This window comes from Microbacterium sp. MPKO10, from assembly GCF_026107415.2.
In the GTDB taxonomy this organism is placed as follows: domain Bacteria; phylum Actinomycetota; class Actinomycetes; order Actinomycetales; family Microbacteriaceae; genus Paramicrobacterium.
Window position 1 is genome coordinate 492,976 of the sequence record NZ_JAPCHX010000004.1, and the last position, 13,688, is coordinate 506,663.

The following is a 13,688-nucleotide window of genomic DNA, read 5'->3' on the forward strand; positions in this document are numbered from 1 at the left end:
TCCGAAGCACGGCTCACTTACTCATATCAGCTGGTCTGCTTCTTGCGAGACAGAACCAAGGCCGCGCCGAGGAGCGTCAGCAGGGCGGCAAGGCCACCAAGCAACAGCCCACCGTCGGAGCCTGTGACGGGCAGCGAGTCGCCAGCGTTATTGCCGGCTGATACTGGAGCGGTCACGGTGAAGTTCGTGTCCTCCTGAGCATCAGTGAGCTCACCCGATTCGCTTCCAACGAGGTCGACTCGGTGTGCCCCGAGCTCGAAGTCGTTGTCCACGGCGAAGGTGAACGTGACGTTACCGTTCGAGTCTGCCTCAGTCGGCTCGAGCTCAAATGGTGTGGAGTGCACGGTACCCGAGACAGTCTCGCCCGGAGCGAATCCGGTGCCATAGACCTCCTGGGTAACACCGGTGCCACGAACGATGCTCTCGTACTTCACAGTTGCCTGAGGAGCATCGACGTCACCGCCGTCGGACGCATCCGAGTCAGTCGCGTCAGCGTCTGATGCATCTGCGTCAGCCGCGTCTGCGTCGGTTGCCTCCGTGTCGGCAGCTTCCGTATCCGTTGCCTCGGTATCCGTAGCCTCGGTATCCGTAGCCTCGGTATCCGTGGCCTCAGTGTCCGTAGCTTCCGTGTCGGTCGCTTCAGTATCCGTAGCCTCAGTGTCCGTAGCTTCCGTGTCGGTCGCCTCGGTATCCGTAGCCTCAGTGTCCGTAGCTTCCGTATCCGTTGCCTCGGTATCCGTTGCCTCCGTGTCGGTCGCTTCCGTGTCCGTAGCCTCGGTATCCGTAGCCTCGGTATCCGTAGCTTCCGTGTCGGTCGCTTCAGTATCCGTGGCCTCAGTGTCCGTGGCCTCAGTGTCCGTAGCTTCCGTGTCGGTCGCTTCAGTATCCGTAGCCTCGGTATCCGTGGCCTCAGTGTCCGTAGCTTCCGTGTCGGTCGCTTCAGTATCCGTGGCCTCAGTGTCCGTGGCCTCAGTGTCCGTAGCTTCCGTGTCGGTCGCTTCAGTATCCGTAGCCTCGGTGTCCGTAGCTTCCGTGTCGGTCGCCTCGGTATCCGTAGCCTCAGTGTCCGTAGCTTCCGTGTCAGCGGCAGCTTCAGCCTCAATCGTGAAGCTCACGTCGTCGGTTGTCGTGCCGTCAGTTGCCGTAGCTTCGTAGGTTCCCTCGGGAAGACCGGGGAACGTTACAGACCACGTACCATCGTCACCAACGGTCGTCACCTGGTCGTCCTGACCATCAATCGAAACGGTAACCTCAGATCCCGGTTCACCGGTTCCTGTGACTTCCTGATCGACAGTCGCGCCTTCCTCGACCTCGATGACATCACCGTCAGCGGGTGATGTGATCACAACGTCGGCTACCTCGGCGGCAGTCGTCCGCACTGTGGCAGAGGCGAGATTCACCTGCGCAAGCGGTGTGTCGAGAACCGGAAGGAGCGTGACAGAAACGGCGCGCTGTGTGAACGAGCCGGGGTCATAGCCGTCTTCATTCGTAAAGTTACCGTCGCTCTCCTGCACGTTCACCGTGATCGTCGCAACCTGCGACAACACATCGGCGAGCGGCTCGAGAGCTGTCTCGACAAGCTCCACCGCGGGGCGGAACGTGGTATCGAGGATTCCGACCTCAGTGATTGCATCGGACAGTGGCTGCACGACCGCCGGCAACAGCGTGTCGGTGACAAGCGACAGGACTGGCTCGAGCAGTTCCCCAACCGGAATTGCCCCGCCAAGAACCGTGGTTCCGCTGGTGTCAATGGCCGGAGACTGTGACCCATCAACTCCGAGGAAGTCTCCTACCGTTCCGGAGAGCAAGATGTCGATGTTCGCCAATGGCACGACTAGCAGACTGGCGTCTGCAGTCAAGTGCAGTTCAAGCGCGGCGTTGTTGACCGCGTCCGTCGCTGCATTGACAATCAGTGCAGGGATCTGGTCAAGAAGGGTCCCGATCGCACCGTCGAGTCCGGCCTTGATTAGGCCCGGCTCCAGGATGTTCGTGTTCGGATCGAGACCGTTGAGTGTCCCGTCGTAAGTCCCACCCTGCGAATCGGCAATGAGCTTAGCGAGATCGACCTGTACGTTGCCCGTGCTGAAGTCGATTGTAAGAGCGCTGTCCTCGTCCGTGAGCGGTTCATCAGTGAGTGCCGAAAGCGCGTCTTGAAGGTCAACGGTGAGGCCGGCGGTCAGATTCACATTGCTGACGCTCACCGCTCCAAGTGACAACCCGTTCAGCGCGTCTGTCAACGGCTCAACGAGGTCATCGGCAATGCCGCTGAGCGCGGAACCGAGTGCGCCCTCGGGGCCTGTGATGCCATTCACAGTCGTGTTCAGCTCACCAAGTACGTCAGAAAGAGAACCGACAAGGTTAGAGACAGCAGGACTCGTGAAGTTCAGCGTGCCGTTCGCGACCTGATAGTCACCGGTAGCTGGCGCATCACCGTTCTGCTCAGCAGACGCCGAAATTGCGCCAAGCTCAACCCGAAGTTCGGAGATGAGCCCGTCGGTTACGCCACCGAGCCCTGCGTTGTCGAGCAGAGCGGTCAGATCGAGGAACGCGTTGTCTTCGGCGCCGTTACCGCCGATGGCAATTGCACCCTCACTTGTGATTGCACCACTCGATGCGTACGCATCACCCGGGCTCGCGCTCGCATACTGCCCAAGCGCCCCGACGCCAATTACGCCGTTCGGCCCGAACAGCTGAACGCCGTCGCCAAGGTCGATATTGAGTGCATCGAGCACGGCAAGGTCAATAGCGCTTGACTGCTCGCCTGGGTTGCTTGGATCCGCCTTATAGGCTTCAGCAAGTTCTGCAATGTCGTTGAGGTTGATGGTTCCATCGCCGCTGATAAGGCGGCCCTCAGCCTCGGCAGTATCAGATTCAAGGGCGGATGCTGGCGAAGCTGCCGTGACTGAACCGAACGTTACAAGAGCGGCGGTTCCCACGACTGATGCCAGCTTCACCCCCTTGCTCCTATGACTGTCCAATCGTTTGAACACTAGTATTTCCCCTCATTGGTGTGTCGGGCCTTGAGGGGCACACAAAAAAGTAGCTTTTCCCCTCAAGCTGACTCGAACGTATCGTTCACAGCAGAATCACACCAGTACCCAGACAGCATTCAGCAAGCATTCGCCCCCCGAATTGGGGGTACATTGGTGGCACCGAGGGTTTCCACCTACATCGTCAAGCGCATTGTGCACAAGCCCCAAAAAGATCGCTCGTTTTTCCGCGCGCGTTTGACGGGATCTGACAAGGACGACACAACCCGATTTCACACTCCGGCCTAGGCCCTGAGCCAGCGAACGCGGCGTTACCATTCGCTGCTACGTCTCTCGAAACGTGCCGAAAGTGGGCCGCCTCAGCAGCTGAGCACCATTTCCTCCTCGTGGTGTATTACACCGCCGAGAGCGTCTGCCTCGCGATCTCGAGCTCTTCGTTCGTCGGGACGACAAGCACAGTGACCGGTGAGTCATCGGTAGAGATCACCCGGATGCTGTCTGAGCGCTGCTCATTGCGGGCAGCATCCACGTTTACCCCGAAGTTCTCGAGCCCCGCAAGCGTCTCCGCACGCACATCGACACTGTTCTCACCAATACCCGCCGTGAAGATAATCGTGTCGACCCGGCCGAGCTGAAAGAAGTAACCGCCGAGGTACTGCTTGAGCCTGTGCACGTAGACGTCGAGTGCCGCACGCGCCGTCGCATCACCCGCGTTCGCCTTCACGGTGAGATCGCGCATGTCTTTCAGCCCCGAGAGACCATAGATTCCGCTGCGTTTGTTGAACAGGTCGTCGAGCTCGGCCACGCCTATATCGGCGCGGCGGTGCAGGTGGAAGGCGACCGCTGGGTCAATATCCCCGGTGCGCGTGCCCATGACGAGGCCCTCGAGCGGTGTCAGGCCCATTGATGTCTCGACCGATTCGCCACCGCGCACCGCCGTCATCGACGCGCCATTGCCGAGGTGCAGAACGATCTGGTTGAGGTCGGAGTTCTCGCGACCGAGAAAACGCGCCGCCTCTTCAGAGACGAACTTGTGGCTGGTGCCGTGAAACCCGTACTTGCGCACGCGATACCGCTTTGCCGTCTCAGCGTCGAGCGCATACGTGTACGCAGCGGGCGGCAGCGTCTGGTGGAATGCCGTGTCGAAGACCACGACGTGCGGCACATCGGGGAAGGACTCTTGCGCCGCCGTGATGCCGTCGACATTCGCAGGGTTATGCAGTGGGGCGAGCTCCGAGAGATCCTGAATGTTGATCTTCACGAGGTCGGTCACGACCGTCGGCTCGAAGAACCGGGCTCCCCCGTGCACGACACGATGCCCCACAGCGACGGGCGGATGCTCGTCGAGACTCGGTCCGTGCGCGGTGAACGCCCCGAGCATGACAGCGAACCCCTCGGTGTGATTCGGGATGCTGCGGGTCTGCTCGAACTTCTCGGTGCTCCCGTTCTCGATCACTTCGTGCGTGACGTGGGCGTCCTCGCTTCCGATGCGCTCGACAAGCCCCCGCGCGAGAGTGGTCTCACCAACCATCTCGATCAGCTGGTACTTGAACGATGACGAACCGGAGTTGATCACCAGCACCGCAGTCATGATGCTGCCTGAATCGCCGTGATCGCAACGGTATTGACGATGTCTTGCACAAGGGCACCTCGAGACAGATCGTTGATCGGCTTGTTGAGACCCTGCAGGACGGGCCCGATCGCGACCGCCCCCGCCGAGCGCTGCACGGCCTTGTACGTGTTGTTCCCCGTATTCAGGTCGGGGAAGATGAACACCGTCGCACGACCGGCGACATCGGACTGCGGAAGCTTGGTGGCGGCCACCGCGGCATCGGCCGCCGCGTCGTATTGAATGGGCCCTTCGACGAGGATGCCAGGCATACGCTCACGAACGAGAGCCGTTGCCTGCCGCACCTTGTCGACGTCGGCACCGGTGCCCGACTCCCCCGTCGAATACGACAGCATGGCCACCCGCGGGTCGATGCCGAACCGCTCGGCCGTCGCGGTCGATGAGATCGCGATGTCGCACAGCTGGTCGGCCGTGGGATCGGGAATCACCGCGCAGTCGCCGTAGACGAGCACACGGTCTTCGAGGGCCATGAGGAAGACGCTCGACACCACGGACGTTCCCGGGGTCGTCTTGATGATCTCAAACCCGGGTCGGATCGTGTGCGCCGTCGTGTGCGCGGCACCGGACACCATGCCGTCGGCGAGGCCCATGTGCACCATCATCGTGCCGAAATACGAGACATCGGTGACGACCTCGCGGGCCCGTTCGAGGGTGACGCCCTTGTGCTCACGCAGCCGGTGGTACTCGTGCGCAAACTTCATGCTGAGCACGGGGTCGTGCGGTGAGAGCACCTCGGCCGCCGAGATGTCGAGGCCGAGTTCGATCGCACGGGACATGACCTCGAACTTTTCGCCGAGGATCGTCAGCTGCGCGACGCCGCGCGCGAGGAGTGTGTGCGCGGCGCGCAGCACCCGGTCATCGTCGCCCTCGGGTAGCACGATGTGCCGCCGTTTGCGCCGGGCCTCGTCGAGCAGCCCGTACTCGAACATGAGCGGGGTGACGACGTCTGTTCGCGCCACGTCGAGCAGGCTGACGAGCGTCTCTTTGTCGATGTGCTTCTCGAACAGCGACAGCGCCGAATCGAACTTGCGCTGCGACTCGGCCGCGAGCCGGCCGCGCGTGTGGGTGATGCGCATGACCGTGTCATACGTTCCCCACTCGGTCGCGATGATCGGAAGCTTGACCGTGAGGCCCTCGATGAGCTTGTTGATAGAGTCGGGCAGCTCGAAGCCGCCGTTGAGAACGACACCGGAGATGGAGGGGAATGCGGCGGACTGCTGTGAGAGCAGCACGGCGAGCAGCGTTTCTGTGCGATCGCCAGCCACCACGACAACGGCACCCTCGGTGAGCCGCGGCAGCACGTTCTCCATGCTCATCCCGGCAATGACCACGCCGAGCGCTTCGCGCGTCAGCAGTGCTTCTTCACCCTTGATGAGCGTGCCGGCGACAGCATCCTTGATGAGCCCGATCGTGGGGGCGACCAGATACGGTTCCTCGGGAATCGCCCAGACGGGGGCGCCGCCCGTGACCTCTCCGATTGCGCGGGTGATCTCATCGAGAGCATCCGGATCTGCCCTGTTCGCCACGATCGCGAGCAGGCTGGCATGGGCGTCGTGCAGCTCGACGAGCGCGATGTCGGCGATCTGACGCATCTCGCTCGCGGTGCGCGCCTCGGCCAGCCCCAAGCGTTCGCCGTGCCCCTGACCCTCACGCCCACCGAGCACGAGCAGAACGGGAGCTCCGAGGTTGGCGGCGATTCGGGCGTTGTATCCGAGCTCAGTGGGGCTGCCCACATCGGTGAAGTCGCTCCCCACGATGACCACCGCGTCGCACTTCGCCTCGACCGCCTTGTACCGGTGCACAATGTTCGACAGCGCAGCATCCGGGTCGGCGTGCACGTCGTCGTAGGTGACCCCGATGGCCTCGTCGTAGCTGAGATCGACGCCGTCGTGACCGAGCAGAAGATCGAGCACATAGTCGCGCTGGTCGGTGGAGCGCGCGATCGGGCGAAACACTCCGACGCGCTGCAACTGGTGCGTCAGGGTGTCAAGTGCCCCGAGAGCTACTGTCGATTTTCCCGAGTATCCCTCGGCTGATGTGATGTAGATCGAATGAGACACCATCACCCCTTACCAACGCGCGGTCTCTCTTAAACCTACACGCTTCTACAGGGTGTAGAAGTCGGCGGATGCTCAGGCACCCACATACGCGGCCAGGTGCTCGCCCGTCAGTGTGGACTTCTGCGCCACCAGCTCTGCGGGCGTGCCCTCGAACACAATGCGACCGCCGTCGTGCCCGGCTCCCGGGCCGAGGTCGATGATCCAGTCGGCGTGCGCCATCACCGCCTGGTGGTGCTCGATCACAATGACCGACTTGCCAGAATCAACGAGACGGTCGAGCAGCGCAAGCATGTTCTCCACGTCGGCTAGGTGCAGCCCGGTCGTCGGCTCGTCGAGGACCAGGATGCTTCCCTTGTCGCCGAGCTGGATCGCGAGCTTCAGCCGCTGCCGTTCACCGCCCGAGAGCGTCGTGAGCGGCTGCCCGATCGTCAGGTAGCCGAGCCCGACATCGACCATGCGGGTCAGAATCTTGTGGGCGGCGGGAAGCTTGGCATCACCGTCACCGAAGAACGCAGCGGCCCGGGCCACGGACATCTCGAGGACCTCGCTGATGTTCGCACCACCGAATCGGTACTCGAGCACCTCGGCCTGGAACCGCTTGCCCTCACACAACTCGCACGGGGATTCGACGGTTGCCATGACACCGAGGTCGGTGAAGACGACGCCCGCGCCATTGCACATCGGGCATGCGCCCTCGGAGTTCGCCGAGAACAGTCCCGGCTTGACGCCGTTCGCTTTGGCGAACGCCTTGCGAATCGGCTCGAGCAGCCCCGAGTACGTGGCGGGGTTGCTGCGACGCGACCCTTTGATGGGCTGCTGGTCGACGAGAACGACGTCGTCGTGCTTCGCCAGTGACCCGGTGACGAGCGAGCTCTTCCCCGAACCAGCGACGCCCGTCATGACGCACAGCACACCGAGCGGGATATCGACGTTGACGTTCTGCAGGTTGTTGGTGTTGGCACCGCGAATCTCGAGAGCATCCGCTGATTCTCTGACCGCGTCCTTGAGCTGAGCACGGTCATCGAGGTGTCGGCCCGTCACGGTATCGCTGGCGCGCAGCCCCTCAACGGTGCCCTCGAACATGATCTGCCCACCGTCGGTTCCCGCGCGCGGGCCGAGATCGACAGCATGGTCGGCGATGCCGATGAGCTCTGGCTTGTGCTCGACGACCAGCACGGTGTTCCCCTTGTCACGCAGCTGCAGCAGCAGGGTGTTCATGCGTGTGACGTCGTGCGGATGCAGCCCGATGGAGGGTTCGTCGAACACGTAGGTGATGTCCGTGAGGCTCGACCCCAGGTGACGAATCATCTTGGTGCGCTGGGCCTCGCCGCCCGACAGGGTTCCCGCGGGACGCGACAGTGACAGGTAGCCGAGCCCGATCGTCACGAACGCATCAAGGGTCTCGGTGAGAGAGGTCACGAGCGGGGCGACCGAGTCGTCGTCAATGCCGCGGATCCACTCGGCCAGGTCGCTGATCTGCATGGCGTTGACCTCGGCGATGCTGACGCCGTTGATTGTCGACGAGCGCGCCGTGTCGCTCAGGCGCGTGCCGTCGCACTCCGGGCAGGTGTCGAAGGTGATGGCTCTGTCAACGAACCGGCGGATGTGCGGCTGCATCGCCTCGCGGTCTTTCGAGAGCATGGAGTTCTGGATCTTGGGGATGAGCCCCTCGTACCAGACGTTGACTCCTTCGGCCTTGATGCGCGTCGCCGGCTTATACAGCAGATCGTCCAGCTGCTTCGTCGAGAAGTCCTTGATCGGCTTGTCGTTGTTGAAGTAGCCGCTGCCGCGGTAGATGCGCCCGTACCAGCTGTCTGCTGTGTAGCCGGGCACGAGCAGGGCACCCTCGTTGAGCGATTTCGTGTCGTCGAACAGGGCAGTGAGGTCGAAGTCGCTGACCTCGCCGCGCCCCTCGCATCGCGGGCACATCCCGCCGACCACGGTGAAGTCGCGGCGCTCCTTGACCGTCTTTCCGCCGCGTTCGAACGACACAGCGCCGGCACCGCTGATCGAGGCGACGTTGAACGAGAACGCCTGCGGCGAGCCGATGTGCGGCTGCCCGAGCCTGCTGAAGAGGATGCGCAGCATGGTGCCAGTGTCCGTCGCCGTTCCGACTGTGGAGCGCGGGTCGGAGCCGATGCGTTCCTGGTCGACGATGATCGCTGTCGTGAGTCCTTCGAGCACGTCAACGTCGGGGCGGGCGAGGTTTGGCATGAAGCCCTGCACGAACGCGCTGTACGTCTCGTTGATCATGCGCTGCGACTCGGCAGCGATCGTCGAGAACACGAGAGACGACTTGCCCGACCCCGAAACGCCGGTGAAGACCGTGAGGCGCCGCTTCGGAATCTCAACCGAAATCTCTTTGAGGTTGTTCTCGCGTGCACCGACGACGCGGATCAGATCGTGGCTGTCGGCCGCGCGGGCATCAGATGCTGTCGTGTCAAACTCTGGTGGGGTTGCGCTCATCGTGCTCGTCCTCATGTGCGTGGAATGTGGTCAGTGTATGGATTGCGGCAAATCGCGTCCGTCGCCCCGGGGTGCGTGATGCGATGCCGGATGCTGTCAGCTGGCGGTTCGTGCCTGCTTGATGCGAATGAGGTTCCCGGCCGGGTCACGAAACGCACAGTCGCGTTCCCCGTACGGCTGATCTGTGGGCTCCTGCACAACTTCGGTCTCCGTTGCCTGCACGCGGTTGAAGAGTCCGTCGAGGTCATCGGAGGCCAGCAGGAGCCATCCGTACGTCCCCTTCGCCATCATCTCCGTAATGGTGCGTCGCTCATCATCGGTGATGCCGGGGTCGATCGCGGGCGGAGCAAGAAGCAGAGTCACGTCGGGCTGCCCCGCCGGGCCCACCGAGATCCAACGCATTTGGCCGTTTCCGACGTCATTGCGCACCTCGAATCCGAGCACGTCGCGATAGAACGCGAGCGAGAGATCCGGGTCGGTGTGCGGCAGGACTGTGGTGTCGATTGTGATTGTCATGGTCGTCAGCCTAGAGTGGCCGCCCTCCCGGAACTTCTTGATTTCTGATCGGTCTCGACACTTGTTTGACGATGCAGGCGGGAACCCCCTCGCGGCGTTCCGCGCGCTTCCTGAATTCACGCGGTGACATTCCGACGAGTTCGGTGAACCGCGTGCTGAAGGTGCCGAGAGATGAGAAGCCCACGGCGAAGCACGCGTCGGTAACGCTGACATCGCCGCGACGCAGCAGAGCCATCGCGCGCTCGACGCGCCTGGTCATGAGGTACGAGTATGGCGATTCTCCATATGCCAGCGTGAACTGTCTGCTGAGGTGACCACTCGACACATGGATGCCGCGGGCGAGAGCCTCCACATCAAGAGGTTGGGCGAACTCACGATCAATTCGGTCGCGCACGCGCCTGAGCAGGGCGAGGTCCCGTGCTCGTTGCGCGGCATCGTCGGAGGCGCTGGTCACATGCTAAATCGTTGCATGACTGGCGACCCCCTGTCGAGAGGAAACTCCGGATGCTGGTCACTATGGCACCGCGGTGAACCCCAGCGACGTAAGCAGAAGCGCAATCATCACGCCGGGAGCGGTGTCCCGCTCAAGACAAGAGGATATTCCCCAGCCGAATCGCCCGCGCACGTCTCGCCGCGGGTATGGGTACCGGTTCCCGTTCGCGCACACGCTTGACGGCGTGCTCAGTCTGTGATGACCCTCACGGGCACCATCGGGGAGGTTTCTCGGACAGGAAGAACGCGCAGGTGCTCCGGGGCGGGCGTGAACCAGACGGTGTCACCGGATGCCGGCAGGCGCCCGCCGGTTAGCGACCGAGCGTCTTCAATCGACAGCTCCGCGGCGAGCCCTGACGCATCATCGAGCCGCACCCGGCCACCGCGCGACGACACCTCAGTCAGCGTCGCCCGCCACTCGCCCGTCACTGCTGACACCATCACATTCGCCGGCGCAATGACGGCGATCGCGGCGTCACCATCGGCAAGCCGCGCATCGGGGGTACCCACGAGATTCTGGTGGCCAACACTGAGCAGACCGACGGGAACAGAATCGCCGGGACGTCCAGCTCGGCCAGTGGCCACAGCCTCACCGGACGATACGGACACCTGACTGCCGGTGAAAGCCTGCTGATCGTTCACGTGCGCCGTGCCTTCGTGCCAGACCCCACGCACCACGGCGAATCCGGCGAGCGCCGCGGTAAACGGATGCTGCGGGGCCGTCGCCAGCTGATCGGGAGCACCGCTGTCGACAACGGCGCCATCCGACAGAACGATGCAGTCGTCGGCCAGCTGCCACGCGTCCGCAAGATCGTGAGTGACGAGGATGCTGGTGGTACCGGTCCGCGCGAGTTCGTCAACCAGCATCCGCCGCACCCCCGGTGCGCTCTCGGCATCGAGTGAGGCGAGCGGTTCGTCGAGCAGAAGCACTTCTGGCTCGGCCGCGAAGGCGCGCGCAATCGCCACCCGCTGCTGCTGCCCGCCCGAGAGCTCGTGCGGGCGCGCCGATGCCCGATGCGCGAGCCCGATGCGCTCGAGCCACTCCTGCGCGAGACTCATCGACTCGCCACGGGTTCTGCCCTGCGAACGGGGTCCGAATGCAATGTTGCGCACGACGCTGAGGTGCGGAAAGAGGCGCGCCTTCTGATCCAGCAGCCCGATGCGCCGGTGGTGCGGCAGCACACGGTGCGCTCCCGCATGCTCAAGCACGACGTCGTTCAGACGCACGGCACCGCCCTCGAGCGGCAGCAATCCCGCGATCGCGTGCAGCAGCGTCGACTTCCCCGCACCGTTGTGTCCGAGCACGGCGAGGCGACCACCCGCGGCGACGCTCAGCTCAACGTCGACGGTGACGTCGGCGCGGTGCACGACGACGTGGGCATCAAGGCCTCGAGCGCGCGCGTTCATCGCACAGCATCCTCTCGCCACGAGCGCATGCCGCCCACGATGACCACCGCGCAGACCAGCAGCAGAAGCGAGAGAGCAACGGCAGAATCCTGCGAGACCCCCACCCCGTTGAACGCGGTGTAGATCGCCAACGGCATCGTCCGCGTCACTCCTTCAGAATTGCCCGCAAACAGTGCTGTTGCACCGAACTCCCCGATCGCCCGCGCGAAGCACAAGACGGTGCCCGCAACCAGGCCCGGCAGTATCAGCGGAAGCGTCACTCGCGTCAGCACCCGCCAGCGTCCAGCCCCGAGCGTCGCGGCGATCTGCTCGTGGCTCACACCCGATGTGCGAATCGCGCCCTCAAGGGTGATGACGAGAAACGGCATCGATACGAACGTCTGCGCGACGACGACAGCCGCCGTGGTGTAGGGAAGACTGAAGCCCGTCGCCTCGTAGAGCGGCTGGCCGACGAGCCCCGAGCGGCCCAGAAGCGAGATGAGGGCGAGACCGCCGACGAGCGGAGGAAGCACGAGCGGAATCAGCACAATCGTGCGCAGGACACTGGCGGTCCGGATGCTGGAACGGGCGATGATCACCGCGAGCGGCACCCCGATGACGAGGCAGATCACGGTGGCCACCGCCCCCGTCGACACCGACAGCCAGAGGGCGGTGAGCGCCTCGGCCGAGAACAGGTCGCTTCCGAGGGTTTCCCACCGCACGCGCGAGATCAGACCGACGATCGGCAGCACCAACAGCGCCAGCGCGACGAGTGCCGGAATGTAGAGCCCGCGCGGGAGCGTCACGGCTGCCCAAACCCGTAACGCGCGAGGATCTTCTGCCCGGCATCCGACAGCACATAGTCAACAAATGCCTGCGCCGCATCGGGTGATGGCGCGTTCGTCGATACGGCGATCGGGTACCGGTTGACGGCCGCATCCGCATTAGCAGGCGTGATGCCTTCGAGCGCTTCGCCCGCGGCGGCGACATCCGTCGCGTAGACCAGGCCAGCATCCGCTTCACCGTTCTTCACCCGGGTCACGACGCTCGTCACGTTCGTCTCTTCACTGACGGGCGTGACCTCAACGCCCGCGTCGTCGAGCAGCGTGTGCGAGGCCGTTCCGCACGGCACCTCGGGGGCACACAGCACCACAGATAAATCATCGCTCGCGAGGTCGGCAAGGTCGTCGATGCCCTTCGGATTGCCGGGCGCGACGGCGATCTGCAACGTGTTCGTCGCGAAGATCGTGCTGGCTTCGGCAGCATCCGCGTCAGCGACGGGCTCGAAACTCGGTTCGTTCGCGAAGGCGATGACATCAACGCTGGCACCGTCGACAATCTGCGTGGCAAGGGCCTGCGAGCCGTCGTAGACGATCGGATCGACGGGATATTCCGGATGCTCCGCCGTGAAGTCCTGCGCGAGCTCGTCGAACGACTCCTGCAGCGACGCGGCTGCGAAGATGACCAGTGGCGGTGCTGTCGTCCGGTCGTCTTCGGTCGGCGTCGCGGTGTTCGCGCAGCCGGCGAGCAGGAGCGCCGTTGCCGCGGCTCCTGCGACCGTGGCGGCGAGTCGGTGTTGACGTGTCATTGTCAGTTCTTTCCGGATAGATTGTGGGGTTTGCGGGTTTCGATGCCCACTCTCGGGGCTCGTTGCCTCGGGTCTCGGCTAGTTCTCGCGGGGCGTTTCGACGATCACCGTCGTGGACTTTACGACAGCTGTGGCGAGCGAACCCACCTCGAGGCCCAGATCGCGCACTGCCTCGCTCGACATCAGCGAGACGACGCGCTGTGGCCCGCACTGGAGTTCAACCTGCGCCATCACAGTGTCGGTGATGACATCGGTGACGATGCCGACAAAACGGTTGCGCGCGCTCGACGCGCGATGCACCGGGTCTTCGGGGCCGTGAGCAGACCCTTTCAGCCGTGCCGCGAGGTCGGCGCCCTCGACGACGAGACGCCCGGCGTCGTCCCGAGTGGCCGCCACCTGCCCCGAGTCGATCCAGCGACGTAATGTGTCGTCACTCACGCCGAGCAGCGGTGCAGCCTCACTGATACGAAATGCGGTCATAAAAGGACGATAACACCGCAAATGCGGAATTACCGACGGTTTTGCGTGGTGTCTGTGGAATTGTGATTTCACATATTGAA

At 63.5% G+C, this 13,688-nt stretch carries 10 protein-coding genes; all 10 read right to left on the reverse strand.

Going from position 1 to position 13,688, the window contains the following annotated elements; translation table 11 throughout:
* Positions 1–26: 26 nt before the first annotated feature.
* Positions 27–2,954: a choice-of-anchor G family protein gene (locus OK352_RS10495; protein WP_265141422.1), complete on the reverse strand. Its 2,928-nt coding sequence runs from the start codon at positions 2,952–2,954 to the stop codon at positions 27–29.
* 430 nt (positions 2,955–3,384) lie between these two features.
* Positions 3,385–4,581, reverse strand: a complete 1,197-nt coding sequence (locus tag OK352_RS10500) for an acetate/propionate family kinase (RefSeq protein WP_265141423.1) — start codon at positions 4,579–4,581, stop codon at positions 3,385–3,387.
* The gene (pta, locus tag OK352_RS10505; RefSeq protein ID WP_265141528.1) at positions 4,578–6,680 is read right to left on the reverse strand and encodes a phosphate acetyltransferase; all 2,103 of its coding nucleotides are present in this window, start codon (positions 6,678–6,680) and stop codon (positions 4,578–4,580) included. The genes OK352_RS10500 and pta overlap by 4 nt, the downstream gene beginning before the upstream one ends.
* A gap of 72 nt (positions 6,681–6,752) precedes the next feature.
* Positions 6,753–9,146 (reverse strand): excinuclease ABC subunit UvrA, encoded by a 2,394-nt coding sequence (locus tag OK352_RS10510; RefSeq protein ID WP_265141424.1) that lies wholly within the window; start codon positions 9,144–9,146, stop codon positions 6,753–6,755.
* Between the two features lie 96 nt (positions 9,147–9,242).
* A complete protein-coding gene (locus tag OK352_RS10515) occupies positions 9,243–9,662 on the reverse strand; it encodes a VOC family protein (protein WP_265141425.1) in 420 nt (139 codons plus the stop codon).
* 10 nt (positions 9,663–9,672) lie between these two features.
* A complete protein-coding gene (locus tag OK352_RS10520) occupies positions 9,673–10,116 on the reverse strand; it encodes a helix-turn-helix transcriptional regulator (protein WP_265141426.1) in 444 nt (147 codons plus the stop codon).
* A 227-nt stretch (positions 10,117–10,343) separates the two neighbouring features.
* Positions 10,344–11,561, reverse strand: coding sequence for an ABC transporter ATP-binding protein (locus tag OK352_RS10525; RefSeq protein ID WP_265141427.1), 1,218 nt, complete (start codon positions 11,559–11,561; stop codon positions 10,344–10,346).
* Positions 11,558–12,346 (reverse strand): ABC transporter permease, encoded by a 789-nt coding sequence (locus tag OK352_RS10530; RefSeq protein WP_265141428.1) that lies wholly within the window; start codon positions 12,344–12,346, stop codon positions 11,558–11,560. The genes OK352_RS10525 and OK352_RS10530 overlap by 4 nt, the downstream gene beginning before the upstream one ends.
* Positions 12,343–13,128, reverse strand: a complete 786-nt coding sequence (gene modA, locus OK352_RS10535) for a molybdate ABC transporter substrate-binding protein (RefSeq protein ID WP_265141429.1) — start codon at positions 13,126–13,128, stop codon at positions 12,343–12,345. The genes OK352_RS10530 and modA overlap by 4 nt, the downstream gene beginning before the upstream one ends.
* Positions 13,129–13,206: 78 nt before the next feature.
* Positions 13,207–13,608 carry a TOBE domain-containing protein gene (locus OK352_RS10540; RefSeq protein ID WP_265141430.1) on the reverse strand — a complete coding sequence of 134 codons (402 nt, stop codon included), beginning with the start codon at positions 13,606–13,608 and terminating at the stop codon, positions 13,207–13,209.
* Between the last annotated feature and the right edge of the window lie 80 nt (positions 13,609–13,688).